This window comes from Rothia sp. 18CD1-1 (assembly GCF_055285355.1).
The window spans coordinates 77,057-103,669 of record NZ_JBUZLI010000001.1 but is presented as its reverse complement, the minus strand read 5'-3'; the positions used below and the strand labels follow the sequence as shown (position 1 = coordinate 103,669).

At 59.3% G+C, this 26,613-nt stretch carries 26 protein-coding genes and 1 tRNA gene; 4 read left to right on the top strand and 23 right to left on the bottom strand.

Annotated features, from left to right (window positions below; all coding sequences use genetic code 11):
- Window positions 1-86: 86 nt before the first annotated feature.
- The 4 genes from ACS1BR_RS00535 to ACS1BR_RS00520 form a co-directional block, all read right to left on the bottom strand.
- The gene (locus tag ACS1BR_RS00535; RefSeq protein ID WP_463559455.1) at window positions 87-1,838 is read right to left on the bottom strand and encodes a pyruvate dehydrogenase; all 1,752 of its coding nucleotides are present in this window, start codon (window positions 1,836-1,838) and stop codon (window positions 87-89) included.
- Between the two features lie 122 nt (window positions 1,839-1,960).
- Entirely contained in the window at window positions 1,961-2,446 is a 486-nt protein-coding gene (locus ACS1BR_RS00530) for an NUDIX hydrolase (RefSeq protein ID WP_463559454.1), read from the bottom strand.
- Window positions 2,447-2,476: 30 nt separating this feature from the next.
- Window positions 2,477-3,004, bottom strand: coding sequence for a prepilin peptidase (locus ACS1BR_RS00525; protein WP_463559453.1), 528 nt, complete (start codon window positions 3,002-3,004; stop codon window positions 2,477-2,479).
- 2 nt (window positions 3,005-3,006) lie between these two features.
- Window positions 3,007-3,768 carry an isoprenyl transferase gene (locus ACS1BR_RS00520; protein WP_463559452.1) on the bottom strand — a complete coding sequence of 254 codons (762 nt, stop codon included), beginning with the start codon at window positions 3,766-3,768 and terminating at the stop codon, window positions 3,007-3,009.
- Window positions 3,769-4,011: 243 nt separating this feature from the next.
- Between ACS1BR_RS00520 and trhA the strand changes: the two genes are divergently transcribed.
- Complete coding sequence (gene trhA / locus ACS1BR_RS00515) at window positions 4,012-4,749, top strand: PAQR family membrane homeostasis protein TrhA (RefSeq protein WP_463559451.1); 738 nt, start codon at window positions 4,012-4,014, stop codon at window positions 4,747-4,749.
- A 7-nt stretch (window positions 4,750-4,756) separates the two neighbouring features.
- Here the strand turns inward: trhA and ACS1BR_RS00510 are convergent, their stop codons facing one another.
- Together ACS1BR_RS00510 and mca are read right to left on the bottom strand one after the other, a co-directional pair.
- Window positions 4,757-5,059, bottom strand: a complete 303-nt coding sequence (locus ACS1BR_RS00510; protein WP_463559450.1) for a hypothetical protein — start codon at window positions 5,057-5,059, stop codon at window positions 4,757-4,759.
- Between the two features lie 115 nt (window positions 5,060-5,174).
- Complete coding sequence (mca, locus tag ACS1BR_RS00505) at window positions 5,175-6,152, bottom strand: mycothiol conjugate amidase Mca (RefSeq protein WP_463559449.1); 978 nt, start codon at window positions 6,150-6,152, stop codon at window positions 5,175-5,177.
- Window positions 6,153-6,292: 140 nt separating this feature from the next.
- Between mca and ACS1BR_RS00500 the strand changes: the two genes are divergently transcribed.
- A complete protein-coding gene (locus tag ACS1BR_RS00500) occupies window positions 6,293-6,709 on the top strand; it encodes a DUF4307 domain-containing protein (protein WP_463559448.1) in 417 nt (138 codons plus the stop codon).
- Window positions 6,710-6,861: 152 nt separating this feature from the next.
- Window positions 6,862-7,362, top strand: a complete 501-nt coding sequence (gene greA / locus ACS1BR_RS00495; protein WP_463559447.1) for a transcription elongation factor GreA — start codon at window positions 6,862-6,864, stop codon at window positions 7,360-7,362.
- 153 nt (window positions 7,363-7,515) lie between these two features.
- On the opposite strand, the gene ilvA is transcribed toward greA, so the two are convergent.
- The 5 genes from ilvA to ACS1BR_RS00470 form a co-directional block, all read right to left on the bottom strand.
- On the bottom strand, window positions 7,516-8,769 hold the full coding sequence (ilvA, locus tag ACS1BR_RS00490) for a threonine ammonia-lyase (RefSeq protein WP_463559445.1): 1,254 nt from the start codon (window positions 8,767-8,769) through the stop codon (window positions 7,516-7,518).
- A gap of 27 nt (window positions 8,770-8,796) precedes the next feature.
- A complete protein-coding gene (locus tag ACS1BR_RS00485; protein ID WP_463559444.1) occupies window positions 8,797-10,050 on the bottom strand; it encodes an AI-2E family transporter in 1,254 nt (417 codons plus the stop codon).
- A gap of 135 nt (window positions 10,051-10,185) precedes the next feature.
- Complete coding sequence (locus ACS1BR_RS00480; RefSeq protein ID WP_463559443.1) at window positions 10,186-11,049, bottom strand: Bax inhibitor-1/YccA family protein; 864 nt, start codon at window positions 11,047-11,049, stop codon at window positions 10,186-10,188.
- 95 nt (window positions 11,050-11,144) lie between these two features.
- A complete protein-coding gene (locus tag ACS1BR_RS00475; RefSeq protein ID WP_463559442.1) occupies window positions 11,145-12,041 on the bottom strand; it encodes a Cof-type HAD-IIB family hydrolase in 897 nt (298 codons plus the stop codon).
- A 392-nt stretch (window positions 12,042-12,433) separates the two neighbouring features.
- On the bottom strand, window positions 12,434-12,958 hold the full coding sequence (locus ACS1BR_RS00470; protein ID WP_463559441.1) for a GCN5 family acetyltransferase: 525 nt from the start codon (window positions 12,956-12,958) through the stop codon (window positions 12,434-12,436).
- Here ACS1BR_RS00470 and ACS1BR_RS00465 point away from each other — a divergent pair.
- Window positions 12,893-13,375, top strand: coding sequence for an SDR family NAD(P)-dependent oxidoreductase (locus ACS1BR_RS00465; protein ID WP_463559734.1), 483 nt, complete (start codon window positions 12,893-12,895; stop codon window positions 13,373-13,375). The genes ACS1BR_RS00470 and ACS1BR_RS00465 overlap by 66 nt on opposite strands.
- 73 nt (window positions 13,376-13,448) lie before the next feature.
- Here the strand turns inward: ACS1BR_RS00465 and ACS1BR_RS00460 are convergent, their stop codons facing one another.
- The 12 genes from ACS1BR_RS00460 to ACS1BR_RS00405 form a co-directional block, all read right to left on the bottom strand.
- On the bottom strand, window positions 13,449-13,895 hold the full coding sequence (locus tag ACS1BR_RS00460) for a nuclear transport factor 2 family protein (protein WP_463559440.1): 447 nt from the start codon (window positions 13,893-13,895) through the stop codon (window positions 13,449-13,451).
- A 49-nt stretch (window positions 13,896-13,944) separates the two neighbouring features.
- Window positions 13,945-14,018, bottom strand: a tRNA-Leu gene (locus ACS1BR_RS00455).
- 77 nt (window positions 14,019-14,095) lie between these two features.
- Complete coding sequence (locus tag ACS1BR_RS00450) at window positions 14,096-15,481, bottom strand: NAD(P)/FAD-dependent oxidoreductase (protein ID WP_463559438.1); 1,386 nt, start codon at window positions 15,479-15,481, stop codon at window positions 14,096-14,098.
- Window positions 15,482-15,714: 233 nt separating this feature from the next.
- Window positions 15,715-17,094: a S8 family peptidase gene (locus ACS1BR_RS00445; RefSeq protein WP_463559436.1), complete on the bottom strand. Its 1,380-nt coding sequence runs from the start codon at window positions 17,092-17,094 to the stop codon at window positions 15,715-15,717.
- 35 nt (window positions 17,095-17,129) lie between these two features.
- On the bottom strand, window positions 17,130-18,071 hold the full coding sequence (locus ACS1BR_RS00440; RefSeq protein WP_463559434.1) for a Ppx/GppA phosphatase family protein: 942 nt from the start codon (window positions 18,069-18,071) through the stop codon (window positions 17,130-17,132).
- A gap of 8 nt (window positions 18,072-18,079) precedes the next feature.
- On the bottom strand, window positions 18,080-18,685 hold the full coding sequence (locus ACS1BR_RS00435) for a DUF501 domain-containing protein (protein WP_463559433.1): 606 nt from the start codon (window positions 18,683-18,685) through the stop codon (window positions 18,080-18,082).
- A 67-nt stretch (window positions 18,686-18,752) separates the two neighbouring features.
- A complete protein-coding gene (locus ACS1BR_RS00430) occupies window positions 18,753-19,457 on the bottom strand; it encodes an FtsB family cell division protein (RefSeq protein ID WP_463559432.1) in 705 nt (234 codons plus the stop codon).
- Window positions 19,458-19,621: 164 nt separating this feature from the next.
- Window positions 19,622-20,902 carry a phosphopyruvate hydratase gene (gene eno, locus ACS1BR_RS00425; RefSeq protein WP_463559431.1) on the bottom strand — a complete coding sequence of 427 codons (1,281 nt, stop codon included), beginning with the start codon at window positions 20,900-20,902 and terminating at the stop codon, window positions 19,622-19,624.
- 227 nt (window positions 20,903-21,129) lie between these two features.
- On the bottom strand, window positions 21,130-21,789 hold the full coding sequence (locus ACS1BR_RS00420; protein ID WP_463559430.1) for a MazG family protein: 660 nt from the start codon (window positions 21,787-21,789) through the stop codon (window positions 21,130-21,132).
- A 9-nt stretch (window positions 21,790-21,798) separates the two neighbouring features.
- On the bottom strand, window positions 21,799-23,016 hold the full coding sequence (locus ACS1BR_RS00415; RefSeq protein WP_463559428.1) for an adenosine deaminase: 1,218 nt from the start codon (window positions 23,014-23,016) through the stop codon (window positions 21,799-21,801).
- Window positions 23,017-23,019: 3 nt separating this feature from the next.
- Window positions 23,020-24,567 (bottom strand): hypothetical protein, encoded by a 1,548-nt coding sequence (locus ACS1BR_RS00410; RefSeq protein WP_463559426.1) that lies wholly within the window; start codon window positions 24,565-24,567, stop codon window positions 23,020-23,022.
- 776 nt (window positions 24,568-25,343) lie between these two features.
- On the bottom strand, window positions 25,344-26,600 hold the full coding sequence (locus ACS1BR_RS00405; RefSeq protein WP_463559425.1) for an amidohydrolase: 1,257 nt from the start codon (window positions 26,598-26,600) through the stop codon (window positions 25,344-25,346).
- Window positions 26,601-26,613 lie beyond the last annotated feature (13 nt).

Below are 26,613 nucleotides of genomic sequence, written 5' to 3'. Positions count from 1 at the left end.
CCGCAAAGCGTTGGAGGGCGACCGGTCGGGGCGATGAACCGCTGAACACGAGCGGTTCATCGCCCCGACCGGTGTCCTTTTACTGTTTAGAGCTGCCGCCAGATGCTGGCATTGCGCCAGTTGGATCGTGCCATGGCTACAGCCTCCCCCGCCCCGCGGTTGAGGGCTATCTTTGACAGCGAGGTGGCGAAACCGACGATTTGGCCGGCCTCAACCTCCGGTGGCATGGACAGCGCATTGGGGTCGGTCATCACTTCTACCAGGGAGGGGCCGCGGTGGTTCAGCGCGGTCTCCAGCGCCTTCTTGAGGTCGCCGGCCGACTGCACCCGCTGGGCCTGGAACCCCATGGCGGTAGCAATATCCGCATAGTTGGTGTCGGGCACATCAACCCCGTAGTCCTCAAATCCCTGCACCAGCTGCTCCAGTTTGACCATGCCCAGGGTGGAGTTGTTGAAAACCACCACGGTCAGCGGCAGGTCATACATGGTGGCGGTCAGCAGGTCACCCAGCAGCATGGCAAGACCACCGTCTCCCGAGACAGAGATAACCTGCCGGTCGGGGTGGGCAACCTGGGCACCGATAGCCTGGGGTAGCGCGTTAGCCATGGAGCCGTGGAGGAAAGAACCCAGCAGGCGACGTTTACCGTTGGGGGTGATATAGCGGGCGGTCCACACGTTGCACATGCCGGTGTCAGCGGTAAAAATGGCGTCGTCGGATGCGACCTCGTCGAGGGTTGCGGCAGCAAACTCGGGGTGAATCGGGCCTGTCTTAGACGGTTTCTTGGTGTAGGCGCCCACCACCTTGGTCATGATGGTTTCGTTTTTCTTCAGCAGGCCCCTGAGCCAACGCCGGTTTTCTTTTGTGACAACCAGGGGGATGACAGCCCGCAGGGTCTCCGCCACGTCGCCCTCCACCAGCAGGTCAACATTGGTGCGGCGGCCCATGACCTCGGCGGCGCGGTCAATCTGAATGGTGGAAACATTGGGAAGGAACTGGTCGTAGGGAAAGTCGGTACCCAGCAGGAGCATAAGATCGGCATCTTTCAGCCCCTCAGCCGCCTGACCGTACCCCAGCAGACCGGTCATACCCACATCAAAGGGATTATCGTACTGAATCCATTCTTTACCGCGCATGGTGTGCCCCACCGGTGCGGCTGCCGCATCAGCCAGGGTCACCACCTCGTCATGGGCTCCCTCAACACCGGCACCGGCAAAGATAGCAACCTTGTCGGCCCCGTTGATACGGTCCGCTATTTCCTGGATAGTTGCGGCGTCGGGCACCAGCCGGCCGCGGTGCAGGCTACCCCACTCCGGCACCCTGTCCACCGCGTCTTCTGAGGCTATATCGCCGGGAATAGAGACCACGGCCACCCCGCGCCGGGCAATGGCGTGGCGCATCGCAGAGTTCACGATCCTCAGGGTCTGGTGCGGAGTGACCGCCATCTCGTTATAGACCGAGCACTCCTCAAAAATACGCTCGGGATGGGTTTCCTGAAAGTAGCTGCTGCCGATCTGATCCGACGGTATCTGTGAGGCGATAGCCAGCACCGGGGCATGGGACCTGTTAGCGTCGTAGAGGCCGTTGATGAGGTGGGTGTTGCCCGGCCCGCAGGACCCGGCACAGACCGCTAATTCGCCGGTGAGCTGAGCCTCAGCGCCGGCGGCAAAGGCAGCGGCCTCTTCATGGCGCACATGCACCCAGTCGATTCCGCCCTGTGCCGCCCCACCCGAGGCCCGCACCGCATCAACGATGGGGTTGAGAGAGTCACCAACCACACCGTAAATACGTTTAACACCCGCGTCGGTGAGCTGTTTGATCATCTGTTCTGCCAGTTTCACTGAGGTTTCCTTATCTTTATCTTGTGCCAATAAACGCCGTTATATACAAGCTGTTTGTACCCGGGTATATTTCGTTTTCCGGGCTACTGTGGTAGGTCTCTCGCCGGCTTGGCCTGCCGGGTTTAGACCCGTTCAAAACCGAACCTTGTCCCCGACTCCCAGTCCAGTGCAGCCTCAATACGGTCCCGCATACGGTCGTTGCAGAGCCGAGATATGCTGTCCGGGTCGGCCCAGAGTACCGCCGAAGATTCTTCGTCGTTGACCCGCGCCTGCCCCGAGAGGTAGCGGCAGTAGAACGTGTGGTCGAGAAACTGGCAGCGGTCACCGTTGGTAAACCGCTGGGGCGGGTCCGCTTTCACCTGGGCTAGAGCCACAACCTCAACGGTAACATTGGCTTCTTCTTCCGCTTCACGGAGCACGGTAAGCGCGGGGTTCTCGCCGGGGTCAACGATTCCGGTCACCGGTGTCCAGGCCCCGTTGTCTGCCCTGCGGACCAACAGAATTTTTTGGTCTTGAGGGCGCTGGATAACGGCGGTGGCGCCGGAGAGCCAGAGCATGTCGTGGCCAATCTTGGCGCGAAGTTCGCTAATAAATTCTGGGGTTGGCATATCTTTCTCCTGAGGTTTCTCGGCCCCGGTCTAGACCGGGAAGAAGAGCGCCACTACGGCCCCCACCATCATAAAGGGTCCGAAGGCGATATGGGTACCGGCCTGTGCCCGTCCGGTGGCGAGCAGGACCAGCGATACCAGGCCCCCCAGTGTGAAGGTGACCAGGGTGGCCCAAAGAATATTCAGCGGTGAAAAGAAACCGCATACCATACCGATAACCCCGGCGAACTTGACGTCGCCTAGCCCTATCGCCCGCCGAGAGACCGACCGGATAAGCAGGTAGACACCGCCCAGGAACACTGCCGAATAGGCCACCTGCCGTATCCGGGCAATATCGTGGTCGATCCAGAGGACCGTGAGCAGACCCAGGCCGATCACCGCGTACATGGGGAGCACTATTTTATCGGGCAGTCGGTGCGTTGCGGTGTCGATGCGCCACAGAAGTAGCGAGCACACCACAAAATAGGCGGTGACCAGCAATAGGATAAGCGCCTGCACCCACGCGATACCACTGCCAGCCTGCGCAGCGTCCAGATAGCGTGATATGTCGCGGTGCATGGCTAGGAGCCGAACCTGCGCTGACGGTTAGCGTAGTCGCGGAGGGCACGCAGAAAATCTACCCTGCGGAAGTCCGGCCACAGGGCTTCACAAAAATAGAACTCGGAGTAGGCTGACTGCCAGGTGAGAAAGCCCGAGAGTCGCTGTTCTCCCGAGGTACGGATCAGCAGGTCAGGGTCGGGCATCCCCCGCGTGTACAGGTGACGGTCTATGTCGGCGACGCTCAGCTGCTGCGCCAGCTGCCCCATATCTACCTTATCGTCGAGGGCTTCGAGTAAAAGTTCCCTCACCGCGTCAACAATTTCTTGCCGGCCGCCGTACCCCACCGCAATATTGACCTGTGTGCCGGTGACCCCGGCGGTGAGGCTCACCGCCCGGTCAAAGGTGCGGTTGAGGCTCTCCGGCAGCATATCGAGTTTACCCACCGGCTGGATCTTTGCCACCCCGCTCTGCGCCAGAGAATAGACGAGCTTCTCAATGACTTCGAGCAGGTCGGTGAGTTCGTCGCTACTGCGTTTGAGGTTTTCGGTGGACAGCATATAGAGGGTCACCATGGGAATCTTAAGCTCCCGGCACCAGCCCAAAAATTCTAGAACCCGGTCTGCCCCCGCCTGGTGCCCGTGCCTACTGGTCTCACCCAGCTGTGCCGCCCAGCGGCGGTTACCGTCCATGAGCACACCAATGTGCTGGGGAAGTTTGTTATCGGCGATGGAGTTCACTAAAGATTTTTCGTACACGGTGTAAAGAGGCTGTGAAAATTTCACGGTCTCGGGCTCCTCCTCTAGTAACTCTGGACGGGTGTGCCGAGATATGGACGGTATGCCGGTCTGGTGTAACACTTCTTATCGTACCTGCCGCGGATCTGATTCCTAGACAGCTGTGCCCCCGGACCCGGCCGGGGTGGGCTACAAACCTCTTTCCAAAAGGAGGGTGAACGGTCCATAATTGGTGTATTGCACGATACCCTATACACCCGTGTATGTTGACGAGTAAGAGAGGGTGCCCCTATGCCAGCGCACACACTGCCACAGCCGGGCCCTCAGGGCGATCTCACCCGGCCCACCCCGGCGGCCCACCAGACCGAGCACCGGGAGCCCCTCCAGGTAGGTGGATACGAGAAAAAACCGCTTTTACGCGGTTGGATTCACGCCGTATTTGCCCCGGTCGTTTTTATAGCCGGACTCGTGCTCATCACTGTTTCCGAAAGCGGCTGGCAGCGCTTTGCCTGCGCGGTGTTCGCCCTCACCGGCGTGCTGCTGTTTGGGGTCTCGGGAATGTACCACCGGGCCTACTGGCCCGAGGGTCTACGGCTTTTCTTTAAGCGGCTGGACCACGCCAATATTGCGCTGGTGATTGCCGGCACCTACACGCCCCTTGCACTGAGCCTTTTGGAGGGCCACAGGCGCACCCTGCTGCTCTGGTCCATCTGGGGCTGTGCCCTGGCGGTGGTACTTTTCCGGGTGCTGTGGACTCACGCACCGCGCTGGCTCTACACCCCTATCTATGTGGCCATGGGGCTCATGGCTGTCTTCTATCTGGGTGACTTCTGGGCCGTGTCACCGGTTGCCACCGTCCTCATTGCCGTCGGCGGTGGTTTTTATATCCTGGGTGCGGTCTTCTACGGCACCAAGCGTCCCCGCCTCTTTCCCAAGGTTTTTGGTTTCCACGAGCTTTTCCACGCGTGCACGGTGGTCGGCTTTGTGATGCACTATATAGCGGTGATGTTCGCTGTTTTTGCCGCCTAGGTGCGGCCTAGGATTTTTCTGTGTCGGGTGTGTCTTCCCTGGTGCCGCCTTCACAGGCAGGTTTTTTCTGTTCCCGCTGCATCTCGCGCAGCTCTTGTTCTCTGGCCATGGCGTACTCGTTGCGGTAGCGCATTCGGCGGGCACGACGGCTCATATCCAGCATCAAAAAAATGATGCAGGTTCCCAGGATCATCATGACCACGAACCCGAGGAAACCCGGTGACCCGATGGGGGTACCATCTTCGGCGTATTCGGTAGGTACCGTAGAATCGGCAAGAACCACTGCCGATACCATCGTGCTGTCAACCATGCTTCTCTCAATCCGGGCGGGGCATCTTTTTCCTCACCCATTGTACTGTGCGCCCGGGATCTTTTGCCGGCACCGGATTCTGCCGGTTTGCGGCTGCGCCCGCGGGTGTCAGCTGCTAGCCATCGGTAAAATCGATCCCCTCGGCAAACGAGAATTCGGGAAGCTCGGTTGCCACTCTTGACTGGATGAGCACGTAGTCCTCCCAGGGCCATATTTTTTTCTGCTGCTCAGGGGTGATAGCAAAGAAAAGGTCCCCGGCCCCCACCTGTGAGCGGTGGGCCAGCAGGGCACGATCACGCACCGGAAAATAGTCGGCGCAGGGAATGCGGGTGGTGGTCTGATGACGGGAGACCGGGGCAGTTTTGCCCTTATCCGACTCCAGCTCCATGGCCAGATAGCGGGCAAAGGGGCTCTCTAGCCCGGCATCGGTGAGATAGTTGTGAAAAGCTCTCATGCGCTCGGGGTTGAAGGCGCGATCGTAGTAGAGCTTCAGCGGAGACCAGGGCTGCCCCTCTCCCGGGTAGGCATCCGGGTCGCCGGCTTTCTCGTAGGCTTCCACGGCCACCCGGTGGCTCATAATGTGATCGGGATGGGGGTAGCCGCCGATTTCGTCGTAGCTGAGTATCACGTGCGGCCTCAGCTCACGCACCAGACGCACCAGCGGTGCCGCGGCCCGGTGCAAGGGAAGGGTGGCAAACCCTCCCCAGGGTAGCGGCGGTAGCGGGTCCCCCTCGGGAAGACCGGAGTCAACAAAACCAATCCACCGGTGCTCAATACCCAGAATTTTCTGTGCCTGCGCCATTTCGCGCCGGCGCACCCCCGGCAAATCGCGGAGGGCTGCCGGGCTGTTTTTTACCTCCTCGTTAAGAATGTCCCCGCGCTGACCACCGGTCATGGTGGCTACCATGACGCGCGCACCGCGGTCCACATAGGCCGCCATGGTGGCGGCCCCTTTTGAGGATTCGTCGTCGGGGTGGGCGTGCACCGCCAGGATGCGCAGACCGGTGTAGTCGTCGGCGAGGGGAACCAGGTCGGTGCCCTGAGGATCGGGGGTCGGTGGGTTGGTGTTCAGCGTATTTTTAGCGTCGCTCACGTAGGTACTCCACTGTTTTTTCGGTACAGTTGATACGGCTGGGTCGTATACTCCCACCGCTGGGTAGGTTTGTGCGTACCTGCTATCTTATCGAAGTTTGGTGTAAAAATTGCACCGGTAGACCGATGAATCGAGGGCATGTGAGCACCCTGCAGGAGTCACGCTACGGTAGGCGGCGCCGGGGGTGGAACCTGCCCGGCTGGGCATGGACTGTCCTCGCGGTGTTTGCCTCGATGGTAGCCCTCGCTTTTGGCTGGTGGGTGCAGACCTCGGAGTCTGCCGCCTCTCCCAAGTATAAGGATGTGGGCCACAGGGTGGTGAGCGCAGATGAGGTGTCGCTCACCTTTGAGGTGGTTAAAGACCCTCGGGCGCAGGCGGTGTGCGCGGTGAAGGCTCTCAATAGTAACCGGGCGCCGGTGGGCTGGACCGAGATTACCGTGGGCCCCAACTCCGCCGAGCAGGGAGATGCCCGGGTGAGACAGCAGACGGTGACCTTCCGCACTCTTGAGGAGGCCACCGCGGTAACGGTGGACAGTTGCTGGTCTACAGGCAGCTAAATTGTGCCCGTTTCCGGCGCTAAAATCTTGGGTCAGGCCGCTGTGAGCCGTAGAATTGGTGCTGATTCCGCGGAGGTTTTTACCTCCGCGTCTTATGTTTAGAGCGGGCATCTTACGGATGCTTAGCACAGTATTATCAAGGAGAAATAGTTATGGCTGACGACAAATCGGGTGCTTGGCTCACCCAGGAAGCCTACGATCGTCTATCGCGAGAGCTTGAGTATCTTTCCGGTAGCTACCGGCAGGAGATTATTGATCGCATTGCTGCTGCCCGTGACGAGGGAGACCTCAAAGAAAACGGGGGCTATCATGCCGCCCGCGAGGAGCAGGGAAAGAATGAGGCCCGTATTGCCCAGCTGAAGAATCTGCTGGAGAACGCCACCGTGGGCGAGGCCCTTAAAGATGACGGCGTGGTGGAGCCGGGTATGGTGGTTGAGGCCGAGATCGTGGGCCAGCAGATGAAGTTTCTGCTGGGTTCGCGTGAGGTTGCCGACTCCCTGGTGGGGGATTCGGACCTTCAGGTGTTTTCTGAGAACTCACCGATGGGCGCGGCCATCAACGGGCGCCGGGTGGGGGAAGAGGTCACCTATGAGGCGCCCAGCGGCAAAACCATGAGGGTAAAAATCAAGGATGCGCATCCTTTCGCCGGCTAAGTTTCCGGTGGAAGATACGGAAAAAGGCGCGTTCCGAGTGAAATTTTATGACCGGGCCACCGAGATACACTTCCGCGGCCCGGTCAGCGCTATCATCACACCTTTCGGAAAGCACCGACGGTCTGTGAACCGCGCCCGGGGCACGGGGCCGGGCTAGTAGACCACTACCGGCTGGTAGCCGGCCTGCCTCAGAGCGGCAAGCACCTCCTCGCAGTGCTCGTGTCCCTTGGTCTCCATATCGATGGTGATAAAGACATCGCCCATGGATAGGGCCCCGGAGGCCCCGGTGTAGTTCACCCCGGTCACGTTCGCGGCGGTATCCGAAATAAGCTTCGAGATAGTGGTAAGCTCACCGGGACGGTCGGTGAGCATAATCCGCACGGTCAGGTAGCGGCCGGCGGCGGATAAGCCCCGCTGAATCACCTTGAGCATCAGCATGGGGTCTATATTGCCGCCGGATAGGAGGCACACGGTGGTACCCAGGTCACCGTATTTCTCTGTGATCTTTGTATCCATCACGGCGGCGACCGGCACGGAGCCGGCGGGTTCAACCACCAGCTTGTTCCGCTCCATCAAAAAGATCAGGGCTCGCGCAATATCGTCTTCGGAGACCGTGTGCACGTCATCCACCAGCTCTTTAATGATCGAAAAAGGCATCTGCCCGGGCCTGCCCACCGCAATGCCGTCGGCAATAGTTGAAACCTTTTTGAGCGGAACCAGCGCATCGGCGGCCAAGGACGGCGGGTAGGCCGCAGCGTGCTCGGCCTGCACACCGATAATCCGAATTGTTCTGCCCAGCTTCTTTTCGACCGCCCGCACCGCCACAGAGATACCCGCGAGTAGGCCGCCGCCGCCCACACCCACAATAATGGTGTCCACGTTGGGCACCTGCTCAAGAACCTCAAGCCCGATGGTCCCCTGCCCTGCAATAATGTCGGGGTTGTCAAAGGGGTGCACAAAAATTGCGCCGGTCTCTTGGGCGTAGCGGTTAGCCTCGGTCAGCGCTTCATCGACGGTGGCACCGTGTAGGATCACCTCTGCTCCGCGCGAGCGGGTTGCCGTCACCTTGGGTAGGGCAGCACCCAGCGGCATGTAGATACGCGCCGCAATCCCCAGCTTTTGGGCCGCCAGGGCAACCCCCTGCGCGTGGTTGCCCGCCGAGGCCGCAACCACGCCGCGGGCTTTCTCCTCTGCGGTGAGCTTGGCCATGCGCACATAGGCACCGCGTACTTTGAAGGACCCGGATCGTTGCAGGTTCTCGCATTTGAGATACACCTCAGAACCCAGTTTTTCGCTCAGTGCCCGCGAATGGTCCACGGGGGTTTTATCAATGACGCTCTCGAGCAGTCGCGCTGCCTCTTCAATATTTTTGAGCCCCACCGGGAGCTGTGCTGCTGAATCTGACACCGGTTATCCTCTGCACGGTTGACTGTATTACTGGGGTTCGCTCGTGGCTTTCTCTGCGGGCTCGGTATCGGCCTCTTTGAGTCTCTCCAAACGTTCCTTGACCTTCTCCGCCACTGCCTTACGCTTTTTTCTCTCTATCTCGTGCGGATAGAGAAAGGGTTCTGTGCGTATCTCGCTATCGTGCTCCCACTCGCGGTTGGAAAGGTAGCGAATCACGGTATTGAGCACGGCCAGCACGGGCACGGCAAAAAGTGCTCCGACAATACCGTAGAGCATCGACCCCATGGTGACCGCAAAGATCACCGCCAGCGGGTGAAGCGAGACCGCCTTGCCCATCACCAGCGGCTGCAAGATATGGGATTCTACCTGCTGAACCACCAGCACCATGATCAGCATGATAATGGCGTTCACAAAACCGTTGGCCACCAGGGCCAGCAGCACCGCGATAGCACCGGTGACCAGGGCACCGACCACCGGAATAAAAGACCCCAAGAACACCAGGACACCCAGAGGGAATGCTAGCGGGACCCCCAGGAAGAAAGCAGAAAGACCGATACCCAGGGCATCAATAAAGGCGACAAAAACCTGCACGTGAACGTAGCTCACCAGGGATTTCCAGCCGCGTCTACCGGCACCGTTAACGGCCGGACGGGCCTGCCGGGGAAAGAGCCGAACAATAAAGAGCCAGATTTTCTCGCCCTCCAGCAGAAAGAAGATCAGGGTGAAGAGCACAATCACCAGACCTGTGCCCACGTTGCCCGCGGTTGAACCCACCGATGCTACGCCCGAGAGGATGGACCCGGAATTATCTCTGATCCAGTTGGTTATTTCTGAGACATAGGAGTCAAGCTGATCTGTGCCCAGGTCTATGGGCAGGTTGTTGAGCCACACGATCACCTGCTGGTAGCCTTCAACCACCTGGTTGGACAGCGACGAGAACCCCGAGGCCAGCTGCTGACCCACCATGGCCAGTAGTCCCACCACAATCACTATTAAACCGATTTCTGCGATGGCGGTGGCCAGCCCAGCGTTCAAACCGTGTTTGCGGAAAAAATAGACGACCGGGGCTATCAGCCCGGCAAGCAGGGCAGCGATAGCCACGGATATCACAAGAAGGCTAACCTGGGCCAGTGCCCAGTAGATGCAGGCGGCCGCAACGGCTACCACCAGTAGCCGCCAGGACCAATCTGCGGCGGTTCTGAGCGCGAAAGGGATGTATGGGCTTTCGTGCGGGGTCGGCCCTGCTGTTTCGACCTGCTGGCCGTGTGGTTTTGTGCTCATGTGTTTTATCTTTCCATAGAGTTTTACATCTGGGCTAGATGTGTTTGCTGACCGGCTCAACGGCAGTGGCCGGCACGTAAATAAGGACGCGCGGAGCCTGCACTCCGTGCGTCCTTGGGTTGGTTAACGGTACACCTAGCTGTCCGCCAGTTCTCTCACGTATCCGATCACCCGGAGGATTTCGATGTAGAGCCAGACCAGGGTGACGATCAGGCCGAAGGCCAGCCGCCAGGATTCCCGCTCGGGGGCACCGTAGTTGATGGCCTCACCGATGTTGGTGAAGTCAAGTACCAGCGAGTATGAGGCCATCACGATAGCGAGCAAACCGATGATGAGGCCGATGGGGATGCCCATGACCTCGAAGCTTCTCATGTTGGTGCCGAAGAAGAGCGCGCTTCCCAGGTTAACCAGGCAGAAGATGAGGTATGAGATGGAGGCAATCATGAAAATCTTGGTTGCCCTCGCTGAGGCACGTACCCTACCGCTGCGGAAGAGCACTAAAACGGTGGCGAACACGATGAGTGTGCCGAGCACCGCCTGAACCACGATACCGGGGTATCTTGCCTCAAAAATGCGGGAGATTCCGCCCAGGAGCAGGCCCTCGGAGAATGAGTAGGCGATCACCAGGGCCGGTGAAACCTGTTTCTTGAGCGCGTTGGTGAAGCCCAGGACCAGTCCGCCGACCAGGCCGACAAAGACCAGAGGGTAGAAGAACCAGCTGAGCACGGCACCGACCAGAAGAACCGCGAGGTTGAGGCCGGTTTTCATGATGACGTCGTTGATGGTGAGCCGGCCGGTTTCCAGCGGCCCAGCGCTGGGGGCGCTGTACATGGTGTTGAGGTCAGCGGCCGTGGGCTGGGTGTACTGGCCGTATGCCTGCTGGTTGTAGGTAGCACCGGTTGTCTGCCCCGAGTATGCGCCGCCGGCACCGAACTGGCCGAAGCGCGAATCACGCTTTTCGTTGTTGGTGATAGATTGAATGAGTGGGTTGCCTGCCACGGCTACGAACTCCTTGGATAGTTTTTAGCGTTCACCAAAGTCTAGCGAAGATCGGGCTTTTTAAGAAAGTTTTGCGCTGATAGCTCTATCGTTTTTTAGTGTGTTTTGAGTTGGGCGAGTTTTTTCTCTATATAGGTGAGGACCGCGCCCTCGCTGTTGTTGCCTATCACCGTATCCGCTGCGGCTTTTACCTGCGGTGTTGCGTTCTCCATAGCGACCCCTTCCCCCACGAAGCGCAGCATTTCTAGGTCGTTGGAGTTGTCGCCAAAGGCAATCATGTCTTCGGCGGCGATCCCTTCTTTTTCGCCGAGCCATTTGAGGGCGGAGCCCTTGTTGACACCCCGCGAGATCAGGTCAATGGCCCCGAAGCCGGAGGCAACGGGCACCACGTTGGGCGGCAGTATGTCGACGAGTTTCTCGAGGGTGTCTTCTAGATCCCGTCTCCTGGTTTGCACCGCAACCTTCACCACGGTGTCATCGCCGATCTCCTGCGGGGAGTCTATGATTTTCACGTCGGGGTAGAAACGGTTGATGAAAGAGTCGTAGTCGAGGCTCTGGTTGGAGTCTGCCCCCATGAAATCGAGGTGCTCGCGGATAATTCTGCTGATGGGTTCAATACGGTCTTGGGGCAGATAGGCATCACCGTGTGCGGAAAGTAGGTAGCCGATATCCGGGAGCTGGCCGAGCGCGTCCACCACGGATTCAACGGTCTGGCGGGTAAAACCCGAGATCAGAAGGTCTCCGCTGTCGTCGGCGATATAACCGCCGTTTTCGGCGATGTAGGTGATTCCGCGGCCGTGGAAACCCTCCATGTACTGGAGTAGTATCTGATACTGGTTGCCACTGGCTATCACGAATCGGACGTTCAGCTCGGCCATCTGGTCAAGGAGCCGGTCAAAGAGCTCACGGTCAAAACTTTTGTCGGTGTCGGTGAGTAGGGTGCCGTCCATGTCGGTGGCGATGAGTTTGAGAGGCATGTGTTGTCCTGTCATCGTCGACTACCGCCGCCACCTGTGGGCCGGTGGCGGGTAGCTGCGGATAAAGTTTTGTACTTACGAGTATAGTAAGGCTATCGCCGACGGCGCGCACTCGGCAGGTAATGGTTACGCGCACTCGGCAGGTAATGGTTAAGCGAGGCTCCTAGGGTAGCGGGTATTCCGGTAGATTAAGGACATGTAGCAGCTGCCTTCACAGTTTCTGCATGTCAGGCGAAAGATAAACGCCCTGTTCTCGGCTAGCTCAAAGAGCTGTGATCCCGAAAAACAGCTGGGCAGGACCGGCGACTACCGGATAAAATTCTATGAAACTTTCTTGCCACAACGGATACAAATGTGCACGAACTACGATTTAGCCGCCTGGCTGGTTCACTTCCAGCGGGTGAAAATCACTTGCCAATCTTCTGGGAAACGAAGAGCTTGCGGTGATGGAGGATCTCCCCGTCTTTACGTGGGTAGTAGTGCCAGCCGATCCCTGCCCAGAACTCGTCAGCACCTTCGGAAAAAGCAATCAAGGGACAAGCTGCGTAGTGGCTGATCAGATGCCTTGCAAACTCGGCCCCATAGCGCTGTCGGCGGAAGTCACGGCGGATTTCAAAGAACCAGATTTCTTTGGTCAGCGCTTCCGAGTCAATCCCGATGTAGCTATCGGAGAGCGGCCAGTCTGTCACCTCTGCGCGCCCGACTTCCACACCGTCGGCAAGAAACTGGATGTACTCTTTGCTGCCCAGGGTGTCGTCGCCGACTCTTCCAGCCCTTTCGTGCCACCAGCGGTCATTGAATCCCTCAACCACCTGGAACGGAGTCACGTAGTCCTTAACCTGGCGAAGCACCTTCAATTGTAAACAATCCACATTCACAAGAATACGATAAGCGGTCATCATTTCAGCCCGATTGTCTTTGAGGATATTCACTATCACATTCGCGCCTATGACCCCTGGACCGCCTACGGGCAGTCTAAGACAGCAAACGCACTCTTTGCCGTGGAGGCGTCCCGCCGTTGGGCAGACGATAATATTTTGGTCAACGCAGTCATGCCCGGGGCCATTAAAACCAATCTGCAGCGCCACAGCGGTGAGCTGGTATCCCCTGAACGATACTGGAAAACTCCCCAGCAGGGGGCGGCAACATCAGTCCTTGCGGCAGCCTCTCCCCTCATGGAAGGTGTGGGCGGACTGTACCTCGCAGACTGTAACGAGGCCGAACCTATCACCCGCCGAAGCGGCAACCCCTACGATGAGATGTCGCTTGTTGCTCCCTGGGCAACCGATAAAGCCCTGGCAGAAAAACTCTGGGATGTCTCGGAAGCAATGCTAGAAGCCAGCCGGTAATAAAAAAAGGGGGGTGCCGGTAAAAATTTTTACCGGCACCCCACCGAGGTCTACACGGATCACCCGTTTTTATCTAGCGGTTCTCAACCCAATTGATCGACAGGTAGCGCCTGGCGAATAGCCACCTACCGTTTTCTTTACGATACCGATCATCGTACCTAATTGATGCCACCATATTTTCTTGCTGGCCGTTGTCGCCAAGAGTGATGTGGTGGGCGAGGCAGTATGCGACCCCGGTTGCCCTGCCATCTTCAATAGAGTACACCGTGCTCTGCCCGTTGAAATGTGTCTTCGTGTGGTATTCCGTGAGTCCCTGAAAGAGGGGCCTCAGGTTCTCCCTGCCAGTTATGGTCTGTTGAGCCTCGGGGTTATCCAGATAATCCACGATATAAACGGTGTCCTCCGTGAAAAGGTTCACCTGTTTATCAACTTCGCACTGATCAGCATAGTAGGCATAATGATCCACGAGTTCGCGAATCAGACGCCTATCTTCAAGATCCTGAACGATATTTTCACTCAATTATTTTCCCCTTACATATCAGCACCCGGACTACCAGGTCCTTAGGCTGTGCCTCCACTGGGACTCGAACCCAGAACACAGGGATTTTAAGTCCCCTGCCTCTGCCAATTGGGCTATGGAGGCTCGGATCCTATCCGTGCCCAGAAAATCCCGGACACGGATAGAACTTTCTACCTGAAACAGTTATACCAGAAAACCCTCTAGAGTCTTGCCTTGGTTTTCTCCGGTGCCGTTCCGGTGGCAGTCTGGAAAGCCAGCCGCGGCGACCTCTGGTGTCTAATGGAGGAGGTATCCCGCCCAAAGAGCTGGTTGAGTGCCCAGGTGGCCATCACGCGAACGGTACGCTCGGTCGTGGGAATAGCGATACCGTGGTAGCCTCGGTGCATCAGCCAGGCCAGCGGGCCACCAACAGTCTTACCCTTGAAATTAGCCACGCCCTTCCACAGGCCCATGCCGGCAACCACGCCGATCGTCTCGTGGTAGTAGTCAGTCAGCGCGTCACCGCGACGTGAAGCCAGCAGGTTCTCCGCCAGTTTAAGCGCCTGCCGCGAAGCATGCTGGGCGTTGGGCACACAGAAACCGCCCACACCGCCGCCGCTCAAATCGGGCACAGCGGCGTTATCGCCGGCTGCCCAGGCGCCCTCAACCACGCCCCGGTCCCCGGTCACGCGCAGGTCCGCACCCACCCGCACCCTACCGCGCTCGTCAATGGGCAGGTCGGTGTTCTTCAGCATGGGCGAAGCGGCCACGCCGGCGGTCCAAATCAGGGTGTCGGTATCCAACTCCCCCGCCGGCGACTTATCTCCCATATTGATCAGCTGCAGGTGGCCATCGGTGGCGTCCGCCAGCGAGGTGTTGAGCAGCACCTCAATGCCGCGGGCGCGCAGCTCGGCAACAACCTTCTCCGCCCGGTCTGCGGGAACCTCGGGCATCACCCGCGGTGCCGCCTCAACCAGCACAAACCGCAGATCAGAAACACGCAGACGATCGTTGCGTTCAACCGCCACGCGCGCCATATCCTCCAGCTCAGATATGGTCTCGATACCGGCAAAACCACCGCCCACAATCACAAAGGTCAGGGCGCGGCGGCGGGCATCATCGTCGTCAAGCAGGGAGGCAACCTCAATCCGCTCAAGCACCCAGTTACGCACGGAGACAGCCTCTTCAATGGTCTTCATACCGATAGAGACCTCGGCGAGGCCGGGAATGGGGAAAGCGCGGGTCACGGAACCGGCACCAATCACAATCTCGTCATAGGGGATCTCGAACGAGGGCCCCGCGTCGATAGGGTCGATCGTCGCGACCTTTGCGGCGTGGTCGATCTTGGTCACCCTACCTCCAACGATCTCGGAGTCACGCAGATGCTGACGCAGCGGCACCGTGGCGTTGCGCCCCTCCATAGAACCGGCGGCGACCTCGGGTAGGAAAGGCTGGTAGGTCATGTAGGGGTTGGGGTCGACGACGGTCACCACACCGCCGGACTCCTTGATAGCCTTCTGAATTTTCTTTGCAACGGTGAAGCCCACATAGCCGCCACCCACAATAAGCACGCGTGGACGATCCTGAGCCAGTTTCGTGAATGCCATATTTTGCTACTTTCCTCATATAAAGGTGCGTACATCTATTGGTAAAAGACGGTTCGTTCCACCGCGTACAGTCTTTCAACAGCAGGCGCACATGCGTGTACGCTACGGGAACGAATTACTTACAAGCTATATTGCCACTTAAAAGCCGGTTTGCCCATTCCGGTGGTGGGTTTCCCACCGTTTCCTCAGCCTCAACCGGGCTAAAAGCCCAACGACCGGCGGGCTGTCCCCCGTTATGCCCGCCGGGTTGATCGCCGGTCACCGATCTTCTTCAACCGCCGGATAGAACCCACCGTAATAATTACAACCCACAGGGCAAACCCGACGAGCACCACAAAGGGCAAGATCCCCGAGTCCTCGGCGGGACGGTGCGCGGTGGGGGCTGCTGCCTCGGTCAACTGCTCCCCGCGAATATGCACCGGTGTTTCCGATGCGCCGGGGGTGGGCTGCGCTGTGGCGCTTCTCTTACGGTGCACCTGAATCCACTCGCGCACAGACCCCAGCGGGTTGCTATCGGTGTTATCGGGGGTCTGGGCGTCAAGAGCTTTGCCGGGGTTGATAATGCCGTAACCGTAGGTGGCGTCGCGCCCGTCTACCCCGGCGTCATCGGCCGAGGCGATAATGCGCTGAATCACCTGGTTGCCGGTGAGGTGGGGATATTTTTGCTTGACCAGCGCGGCCAGGCCCGACACAATAGGGGCTGAAGCGGACGTGCCCGACCACAGGGCGTACCTGTTGCCGGGAATCGCCCCTATAAGATTCTCAGACGGTGCCGCCACCGCGATCGAAATACCCTGCGATGACGAAGACCATGAATCGTGGCGGTCTTTATCGACCCCGCCCACCGTCAGCACCCCCGGAATCGTGGCCGGGGCACCCACCTGGGTCAGCCCCGAGCCCCGGTTGCCGGCGGCCGCCACAACAACCACTCCTTTTTCTTCCGCATAGCCGAAAGCAGAATCCCATGATTCGGGCCAGCCGGTCTGGTCAGATCCCACCGAAAGGTTGATGATATCAGCCCCGGCATCAACAGCCTTGCGCACGGCTTCGGGAATCTGCTCGTCCACCGGTTTACCGTCGGTATTGCCGGTCCCTATCTCCAGGGATATCGGGAAAATTTTAGCCCGCGGGGCGATACCGATGATACCGGCGGGTTCGCCCGGTGAACCGGGGTGGGGTTCGGTTTTCTCGTCCCGGTGTCCGTGACCGGCAATGAGGGAGGCAACCAGGGTTCCGTGCTCGGGCTCGACACCGATCCCCTCCCAGCCCCGTTGATCGCCGGCACCTGAGGCGTCATAGCCGTCGAGCACATTGCCGGTGAGATCTTGGTGGGTACCGTCAACACCGGTATCGATGACCGCTACCGTCACACCCTCCCCGGTGGCTTCTGTCCAGAGGTTTTCAAAACCGTAGTCGGTCAGCCAGTATTCCCGGGCACGGATCGAGTCCCCCGCGGGGGTGTCGATCGTTGGGATGGAGGGCAACCCGGTCGGGGTACCGGTAGACGGGGCAGACGGACCGGCGGTGGGATCTACCGCCTGCGCCGGAAGCCCGGTAAAGCTCCCCAGGGCAAGGGCAAGGCCGGCGGAGATACAGAACAGTTTTCGACGCATGGCAACCTTTCACAAACCGTTGACCTGGGGCCGGGCTACACCAGTGACAGGGCCAGACCGTCAAGAATATCGAACTCGCTGGCGGTTGCACCCGATACCGCCGACTCGGTGAGTTCGTGGACCCTTTCAACGATGCGCGCCCAAATCAGAGCACCTGCACCGATCACGTCCACCCGGCCCTCGTGCATAAAGCCCAGGGCTGCCCGCTGCCGGCGGTTCATGGCGGCAAGTTCTGCTGCCGCAGCCTGAATATCGGCCAGGCCCAGCTCTGTGCCGTTAATTTTTTGCCGATCATAGGAGTCAAGGCCCAGGGACTGGGCAACTACCGTAGTGACCGTTCCCGCGACCCCCACCAGTCGGGTTGCTGCCGCCAGATCAACCCGCTCCAGCGCGGCCTCTAGGGCGCGGTCGGTATCGGCCAGCAGAGCGGCTTTTTCTCGCTCGCTCACCGGGGCGGAAACCGAGTGGCGCTCGGTGAGCCGTACACAGCCGATATCGGTGGAGACCGACTGCGTAACCCCCTCACTGTTACCCAGCACAAACTCGGTGGAGCCGCCGCCCAGGTCAACCACCAGTGTCGGCTCCGGGCTATCGTCCACCGCGCTGAGTGCGCCGGTAAAAGATAGCTGCGCCTCCTCCTCCCCCGAGATCACCTGCGGGCGCACCCCAAGAATTTTTTCGACTCCGGACAGAAAAACCTCGCGGTTAGCGGCATCGCGGGTGGCGCTGGTGGCGCCGTAGCGGATTCTGCTGACACCGTAGGCTCTCAGAAGACGGGCGTAGTCGTCGGTGGCCGCAAAGGTGCGTTCCAGAGCCTCGGCAGAGAAGCGTCCGGTGGAGTCAACCCCCTGGCCGAGCCTGACGATCTTCATCACCCGTTCAAGCTCACGTAGCCGTGGACCGGATACCGTATGCTCCACATCGGCGATCAGCAGCCGGATAGAGTTCGTTCCGCAGTCAATGGCCCCAAGACGCACAGGTTCACCTACCCTTCCACGGGAGTAGATTCGGCCGGGGTAAAATTTTCACGCCAGGCAGGGTCGCAGGCGCACACCTGCGGTGTCCAGTAGTCGGCAATGAGGTCGAGGGTTTCATCCCCCAGAGGGTTGATACCGCGCCCCACCGCCAGGGTATGCCCCACCAGCGCGTGCAGGCACTTGACCCGCTCCGGCATGCCTCCCGCCGAGATCCCTTCAATTTCGGCTACCTCGCCGGTTCCCGTGAGCAGGCGGATACGCTCGCGTTCGGCCAGATAGTTGCGGTGGGCGTCACGGTAGCGGGCGGCCAGGTCCCGGTCGTTGGAGAGCCTGTCTGTCATTTCGTACATTTTCCCTTCGGCTTCCAGGCGGCTGACAGCCGCGGTGATGACCGGGTGCGCCAGGTAGAAGACCGTGGGGAAGGGAGAGCCGTTGGTGAGCCGGGGGGCGGTTGCCGCCACCAGCGGGTTACCGCAGACGCAGCGGGCGGGAATTTGGGCAACATCGCGCACCGGTCGGCCCAACTGCCGGGAGAGGACGTGAATGTCGAGGTCGCTGGCGGGCAGGGTTTCTTCGCTAACGCCAAAACCGCCGGGGGTGTGGGTGGTGCTCAAGCCTATCCTTACCTGTGAGGGTTCTATATATCTTCCGGTGCGGGCCATGCGCGGGCAGGGTTTTATTTTACCCGCCCGCGGTGGTGGCCCCGGTGGACGGGGTGTGCTCTGCGGTTGGGCTCTCCGCCGCTCCGGAGGAACCGGGGGTCACATCACTGTTGGGTGCTGTGCTGCTCTGGGCGGTGGGACTCTGGGTGGTGGGACTCTGGGTGGTGGGACTCTGGGTGGGCCGGGGCTCTTGGCCGTCCAGGGCTGATTCCTGGAAAGAGGCCCAGAGGCTGTTGGTCCATGACCGTTCGGGGGCCGTCTGCGCGGCGGCCGAGGTGTCGTCAGCCAAATTTGTGGAATCGTCGACACCGGTTACCAGGTAGGGTGTCTCACCTTCGGTCACATAGAAAAGACGGCTCCGCGCCTGCTGTCTCACATAGTTGTCGTCCTGCCACCAGCTGAGCTGGGTTTGAAGCTGCTGGTTCTCGCTCTCAAGCCTGGCAATGTTTGACTCAACCTGGTTGATTTCTGCCTGCTGGGTCAGAAAGGTGGACAGCGGCGCGTAGGCGGCAAAAGCGATAAACACAAGGATAGCCAGCCCCAGCACAAACCTGCCCGAAAACATGTGGGCTGCTACCGGGCGCGGCCCGACCGCGTCGGCGGTTTTTCTACCTCGAGATTTTCGTGCGCGAACGGCCGCCGTCGACCGCACGGTTCTCTGGTGTGTGAAGCCGAAGAAAGCCGCTACGGGGTTAGGTTTCTTACTGCCTTTTTTCCGTACCATGGGTTCCTCACCGGGGTTGGGTGGTTTGGGCTTTATCTTATCGTGTCTGTCGGGGTCCGGCCAGAGAAGAGAAAGGAGTCTAGCTCAGCGTCTCTCACGGGTGGTGCCTCGGCAGGTATACCTGCCGAGGCACCTTGATGTCTCCGCTGCGTGGAAGCGCTAGGTTAGCGGGTAAAACGCGGGAAAGAAGACTTGCCAGCGTAAACCGCGGCCTCCCCCAGCTCTTCCTCGATACGCAGCAGCTGGTTGTACTTAGCGACGCGCTCTGAGCGGGCAGGTGCACCGGTCTTAATCTGGCCGGCATTGGTGGCCACCGCCAGATCGGAAATGGTCACGTCCTCGGTCTCACCGGACCGGTGCGACACCATGCAACGGTATTCGTGGCGCTGGGCCAGTTCCATGGCGTCCAGAGTTTCGGTCAACGAACCAATCTGATTGACTTTCACCAGTAGGGCGTTGGCGGCACCGTTCTCAATACCCTTTGCCAGCCGCTCGGGGTTGGTCACAAAGAGGTCATCACCCACGATCTGCACTTTATCGCCGATGGCCGCGGTGAGGGTCTTGTAGCCCTCCCAGTCGTTTTCATCGAGCGGGTCCTCAATGGAAACCAGCGGGTACTTGGCCACCAGCTCTTCATAGTACTTCGACATTTCTTCAGCCGACTTTTTCTGGCCCTCAAAATCGTAAGAGCCGTCGTTGAAGAACTCGGAAGAGGCAACATCCAGTGCTAGGGCGACCTCTTCACCGGGCTTGTAGCCGGCTTTCTCGATTGCCTCAATGATCAGATCGAGCGCCGCCGCATTTGATTCAAGGTTGGGGGCAAAACCGCCCTCATCGCCCAGGCCGGTTGCCAGGCCGCGGTCGTGCAGCACAGATTTGAGTGCGTGGTAGACCTCGACACCTGCCTGAAGTGCCCGTGAAAAAGTCTCGAAACCAAGAGGAGCGATCATGAACTCCTGAATATCCACATTGGAATCCGCGTGTGAGCCGCCGTTGAGAATGTTCATCATGGGCACGGGCAGCACGTGTGCGTTCGGTCCGCCCAAGTATTTGTAGAGGGGAAGCTCTGCCGATTCTGCGGCCGCTTGAGCAACAGCCAACGAAACACCCAGGATAGCGTTAGCACCCAGCTTGCCCTTGTTAGCGGTGCCATCGAGCTTAATCATTGCCGCATCAACCGCACGCTGGTCGATAGCATCAACACCCACAATCTCCTCGGCAATCTCGTCAATCACTGCACCGACAGCGCCCAGAACACCCTTGCCCACATAGGTTTCTTTATCACCGTCGCGGCGCTCCACCGCCTCCCACTCACCGGTGGAGGCGCCCGAGGGAACTGCCGCACGGCCAAAGGCGCCGTCCTCGAGTAGCACCTCAACCTCAACAGTGGGGTTGCCGCGTGAATCAAGAATCTGACGTGCGTGTACTGCGGTAATCAAAGCCATGAAATGCTCCTTGAAGCTTGAATAGTTTGGCTGCTGGTAGGCTCAGGTGGGCCGCCAATGCGGCCACAACCAAAGTTTGTTTCCGGTATCCACTCTACCAAAAATCCCACACAAGCACACAGATTTTCAATATTTCCCACTAAAGAACTGTGCGTATTATCTCCATTTTTCTCCGGTTTATTCCCACCCATACCCACACGACACCGGGCCGGCTACGGAAAAAGATTTTAGCGGCCCCTCACAATACCGCGAGTATAGGCCCTCAAAGCCCGCTCGGGGTCAAGACCCCGCCGCCGGGCAGATACCACCAGGCTGTAGAGCACCGCGCCCAGCTCCTCCTCGCTATCGATTCCCTCCCCCGCGTCAGGAAGAGAATCCGGCTGGCCCACCCCGCCCCGGTCCGCTTTCTGCGAGACCTTCTCGGCGTAGGCAAGCGCGGGTAGCTGCGGTGGTATACCGTCAAAGACAGACGTGCGCTCCGGCTTCTCTCTCTTTTTCAGCTCCTCCCAGCGGGCATCGGCATCGGCCGCCTCGGCCCCATCAGAAAAAACGTGGGGGTGCCGGCTCTCCAACTTGTCGTTGAGACGGCGCAAAACATCAAGAACCGTGAACCCGCCCTCAGCAGCCGGCACCTCGGCAGCAACCCTCGCATGAAAGACCACCTGCAAGAGGACATCGCCCAGCTCCTCTTTGAGAAGCTCCCGGTCCACTCCGTCAGCTGCCTCAATGGCCTCAACCACCTCATAGGATTCCTCGATAAGGTAGCGCACCAGAGAGCGGTGGGTCTGCTGTGCGTCCCAGGGGCAGCCACCGGGTGACCGCAGCCTGTCCATGATCGCCACCAGACGCTCAAACTCCTGCCCCGCAGCTCCCGCATCTAACCGCACCTGTCCCACCTAAGCCCCCGCATTCTCTATACCGGGGCCCTCAGATTTTTCGGCGCGCATGAGCCTCAGATAGGGTTCCTGCACCGACCGCAAGAGCAGCTGTTTCTCTTCCATCGACACAAAGGCACCCTCAATGGCGTTGGTGGTCAGCTCAAAAAATTCTGCCGGACCGTAACCAAAATTCCGGGCGAGTTCGCTAAACTCGGCGGTTATGCTGGTAGCACTCATCAGCCTGTTATCGGGGCCAATGGCAACCAAAAAACCCGCCTGACGCAGCATATTGACCGGGTGCTCAGCGTAGCTTTCTGCCCGGCGGTCAGTACTCTCACCGCGGACAACCGCCGTAGCGGCACTTGTTTGTAGGTTAGATGAGGGGCACACCTCAAGCGTGATACGGCGATCTTTCACCCAGCTTGCCACCTCTCCCAGCTGCACAATCGGCTGAGCGGGGTCAACACCGGGCATGAGGGTCCCCTCCGGGTCAACCTCCCCGGCACTCGTGTAGGCAAAATCTTCGGTGATCCGCACGCCGTGGCCCAGCCGCAGTGCCCTGCCGTCGAGCAGGGCGGAACGGATAGACTCAAGACCGGCCGCTTCGCCCGCGTGCAGGGTCACCGGAAAAAAGTGTTCAGCCGCGTAGTCCAGGGCCCTGCGGTGGGTAGAAGCCGGGTAGCCGTCCTCGGGTCCGGCAAGATCAAAGCCAACCACACCCGTCCTGCGGTGCCGCACCGCGAGCCGGGCAACCTCATAGGAGGAATCCCGGTGGCGCATAGCGCACACAATCTGGTTGACCAGAACCCGGCCACCGCCGCGGGAAATAATCTCCATACCCTCATTCAAGCCCTCAGCTACGGCGGCAAGGGCCCGCTCCATGCTGAGACCACCGGCCGTGTGCTGTTCGGGGGCCCAGCGCACCTCGCCGTAGATCACGCCGTCGGCAGCCAGGGTGAGCACGTGCTCCCTGGCTACCCGCCGCAGGTCCTCGGCACGCTGCATGAGCGCGACCGTGTGCTCAAAGGTCTTAAGGTAGCTGGGCAGAGAATGCGAATGCGCGTTTTCCTCAAACCAGACCCGCAGCTGTTCGGCGGTCTGCACCGGCAGACGGTAGCCGGTCTCTTTAGCAATATCGAGCATGGTCTGCGGCTGTAGACCGCCGTCCAGGTGGTCGTGCAGGCTGATCTTGGGTAGCCGCTGGATCCAGCTCAGATCGGCATCTTCATCGCTCATGATCTAGAAGGTCCAGGAGGTCAGAGCCCGGTTGATGTGCTCGGGAATGTTTGCACCGGTACGCGGAAACATTCTGAGTTCCTCCATGTACTGCTGGGCGGGAAGGTGGTCGCTGTATTTCACAAAGGCCTCCTCGTTCGAGTAGTCGAACTGGGCTACCGGCGGTATACCGGGGGTGAATCGGAAACTGATTGCCAGGGGGGACCCCTGCCCTTCAAGATAGGAATCCGCCTTGAGTTCTAGCACGTTGAGCACCTCCTCGGGCACCAGCTCAAAGGTTTTCCGCTGGTCCCAGAAACCGCCGGTGCGCACGTGGGTGAGCGCGTCGTAGTAGGAGCCCAAGGCACGGATACGAATGAGCACGGTGGAGACATCGCGGGCACTACCGTCTGCACCAAAGAGCGCCTCCTGTGCCGCCGAAAGTCTGGAGACCACCTCGGCCTCGGTGAGTACCAGGTTACCCTCGGCCTTGGCGGTGGTGGAGGGCTTGGCAAACGATTCTTCCGGCTGCCGGTATGAAGGCGAGACATCGTAGGCCAGAGCGCTTTCGGGTGCGTCGAGCTCGGCAGTAGCAGAACCGGCAGCCGCGGTGCCGACGGTGGACTCCTCGGGTTCGGGCACAGTATCAAAGTCGTCGTCCAAATGCTGGGGAATGGCGTCGGGCGACCGCACCGGTTCGGGCACTGAAAATGCGTTCATTTCTATTTCTTCTACCTCCGCCGGCTGCGGTTCTGCTGTCACTGTTTCTCGGGTAGAACCTGCTGCTGTGCTGTCGACAGCACCGGCTGGCCCTTCCCGGTCATCTACGTCGGTGTGCTCGGCCAACTCTTCTTCCCTGTCCTCGATAACTGCGGCAGCTTCCTCTGCGGATACGGCGGCGGTACTCTCTGTGCGGGCAAAGGCGATGTCGGCAAAGGTCTGCTCGGTTTTTGTATCTTCGGTCGAGGACTCTGGCCGGTTAAGGCGCGCACCGATACGGTCGAACCGGTTGCCCAGCGGTGAGGCTGCTTCGTCTTTGTCGACGTTTTCCCTGGGTTCTAGATCATAGGTGTTCCCCGGCTCTGGTAGGCTCTCGCCTGCCCGGTTCTTCTCTACCGGTGCCGATTCTGCAGCGGTATAGGTGAGGTTGTTGGTGGTCTGGGTTGCGGTATTGAGGTATGAGACCTGCACCTGGGGGCTGGAAACGGTACTGTCTTCAATCACGATCAATGCCCGGCTCCAGGGGCCGCGCGGTCCTTTTTCCTCGTCGGTGTAGAGTTCGGCGACGCCGCTGAACCAGCGATCACCGGGTACCACCACCGTAGATTCTTTTTCGCTACCGTTTGCGAAAAAGGACAGGCTCATATCGTTGCCGGACTGTTTCAGCTCCAGGGTGAGGTGGCCGCTAGCCGATGCTCGCATAAGCTCCACCAGGGTGTGCAGACCGCTGCCGGTTTGTAGCTGGGTGTCGTCGCTGACTCCGGTATCGCCCTCGGTGTGTACCGGGTGTTCGGCGGCACTCGGGGCGCTCTCGTGAACCTCATTATTCTTTCGACGGTTGAAAATTCCCATGGGGCTCCCTCTTCTTACAGAGTTGATGGTTATCTGCCGGTTCGGGCGGTGTATAAAGCCCGGTCAGCTTCAACCCTACCCAGAAACGGTGGGTACGAGGCGTAGCTCGCCCACCGTATCAGTACTTCTACGTGAAGATTCAGGTTCAATACTAGCGCCGGAGACGGTATATTGCGGGTAGCTGGAGACGATCACCGCCAGCGGGCTACCGCACACTGTGCACACTTCTCCTGTGCACGGTCTTCCATAAGGCAGCATCACCGGTCAGCCAACAGCCGGGACACCGATTGCCTCGTGGCTGAGCGGCACCGGTCATTCACCGCAATATTCAACCCTTGAAGCACCTGACCCATCTAAAATAATGCACACCGTTGCGGATATAGTGTATTAATGGCTTTGCGGCTACGATGGCCTATACTGCGGGAACATCGCTTGTATGTGGCGGTATCGCAATTACCTCGTTCGGCATCAGGGGCGCTGCGTTCCGCCAGCTGCCACCGGTGCTGGGTACTTTATTGACTTTAATAAAAAATGTTAAATAAGATTAAATCAAAATTTTTCCTGTTATTAGCAAGCATGTGGATTTTTTACTCCATAGGTTTTCAAATATTAATATTTACAACAGAGAGAAGATTTATAAGGCCGGGAGAGCTGTTTTTTACACTTATATTCTCTTTATTCTTCTGTATACCCTATTTTTTCTCATCCAAAAAATAAAATACGAATCTTCCGGGATGGCACAGACTCCAACCCGAAAGATTCGTATGTGCTGGAGCCTACCCGTAACTACTGCTCGATCGGAACTGCTCGGCGGAAAGCTTGGCCCGCTCCCAGCGCACCGCCCGTAGAGCGGTGGTTGTCATCACCTGCACGCCGTAGCCAATAGCCCGCTCATCGGGCACAAAATCACCCTGGTGAATATCGTAGGTCTCTCTGCCCGGGGTGCGGGTACCCAGGCGGATCATAGCACCGGGCACCTCCTGTAGCATCCAGGCAAAATCCTCTCCGCCCATCGACTGCTCGACCAGCACCACCGAATCCTCACCCAGTTCCTGCCGGGCAGCACTCTCAATCATTGAGGTCTCCTCCTCGGTGTTGACCACCGGAGGGACACCGCGAATATGCTCCAGCTCCACCTCAACACCGTAGGGGGCCGCCACCTGCTCCACCACGTCGTCGAGAATCTCGCCGGCCCGATACCAGGCATCGGCGTCAAGACATCGCATGGTCCCGGCAAGAAAACCGGACGAAGGAATAGCGTTCGGCGCCACACCGGCCCGCACCTGCCCCCAGGCAAGCACCACACCGGACTTAATATCGAGCCGACGCGACAGCACCGCCGGCACATTGACCGCAATCTGGCTCATGGCGTATACCAGGTCCTCGGTCATGTGGGGCCGGGAGGTATGCCCGCCGCGCCCGCGCAAACTAATCCGAATCGTATCCGAGGCAGAGGTTATCGGCCCGATACGGCTACCGATCTTACCCACATCAATCTTGGGCCAGCAGTGCAGGGCAAAGGCACGCGGCACGTCCCGCAGCACACCCTGCGAAATCACCTGCACCGCACCGCCGGGCAGCTGCTCCTCAGCCGGCTGAAAAATAATCCGTACCCGCCGCCCCAGCGGGGTCTCCCGGTCAAGCTCGTGTAAGGCCAGAGCAGAACCCAGCATTACCGCCAGGTGAATATCATGCCCGCAGGCGTGCATCACACCCGGATTCTGTGAGGCATAGGCCAGGCCTGTCTGCTCCACAATGGGGAGCGCGTCAATATCGGCGCGCAGGGCAACTGCGCAGGACCCCTGCCCCACATCGACGTAGCAGCCGGTTCCCTCCAAGCGGACCGGTTTCATTCCCGCCCGTTCAAGCCGACGAACAATGCTCTCCGTGGTCTTGTGCTCCTGAAAAGATAGCTCGGGGTGCGCGTGTACGCTCCGGCGAAAATCAACCAGCTCAGGAACGAGCGACTCAATACGCGGACCAATAATTGGGCCCGGCGAATCGAGCAGGGCCGCAACAGAACGATAAGCCATACCTTTAACCTAC

What these genes read in the sequence shown, in the direction of transcription:
- trhA (WP_463559451.1), top strand. Translation starts at nt 4,012, where the DNA reads ATGCCAGCGCACACACTGCCACAGCCGGGCCCTCAGGGCGATCTCACC.
- ACS1BR_RS00415 (WP_463559428.1), bottom strand. Translation starts at nt 23,016, where the DNA reads ATGAGCGATGAAGATGCCGATCTGAGCTGGATCCAGCGGCTACCCAAG.
- ACS1BR_RS00445 (WP_463559436.1), bottom strand. Translation starts at nt 17,094, where the DNA reads ATGCGTCGAAAACTGTTCTGTATCTCCGCCGGCCTTGCCCTTGCCCTG.
- ACS1BR_RS00405 (WP_463559425.1), bottom strand. Translation starts at nt 26,600, where the DNA reads ATGGCTTATCGTTCTGTTGCGGCCCTGCTCGATTCGCCGGGCCCAATT.
- ACS1BR_RS00475 (WP_463559442.1), bottom strand. Translation starts at nt 12,041, where the DNA reads ATGACAGGACAACACATGCCTCTCAAACTCATCGCCACCGACATGGAC.
- ACS1BR_RS00430 (WP_463559432.1), bottom strand. Translation starts at nt 19,457, where the DNA reads ATGGTACGGAAAAAAGGCAGTAAGAAACCTAACCCCGTAGCGGCTTTC.
- ACS1BR_RS00510 (WP_463559450.1), bottom strand. Translation starts at nt 5,059, where the DNA reads ATGGTTGACAGCACGATGGTATCGGCAGTGGTTCTTGCCGATTCTACG.
- ACS1BR_RS00530 (WP_463559454.1), bottom strand. Translation starts at nt 2,446, where the DNA reads ATGCCAACCCCAGAATTTATTAGCGAACTTCGCGCCAAGATTGGCCAC.
- ACS1BR_RS00450 (WP_463559438.1), bottom strand. Translation starts at nt 15,481, where the DNA reads ATGGCATTCACGAAACTGGCTCAGGATCGTCCACGCGTGCTTATTGTG.
- ACS1BR_RS00485 (WP_463559444.1), bottom strand. Translation starts at nt 10,050, where the DNA reads ATGAGCACAAAACCACACGGCCAGCAGGTCGAAACAGCAGGGCCGACC.
- ACS1BR_RS00410 (WP_463559426.1), bottom strand. Translation starts at nt 24,567, where the DNA reads ATGGGAATTTTCAACCGTCGAAAGAATAATGAGGTTCACGAGAGCGCC.
- eno (WP_463559431.1), bottom strand. Translation starts at nt 20,902, where the DNA reads ATGGCTTTGATTACCGCAGTACACGCACGTCAGATTCTTGATTCACGC.
- greA (WP_463559447.1), top strand. Translation starts at nt 6,862, where the DNA reads ATGGCTGACGACAAATCGGGTGCTTGGCTCACCCAGGAAGCCTACGAT.
- ACS1BR_RS00525 (WP_463559453.1), bottom strand. Translation starts at nt 3,004, where the DNA reads ATGCACCGCGACATATCACGCTATCTGGACGCTGCGCAGGCTGGCAGT.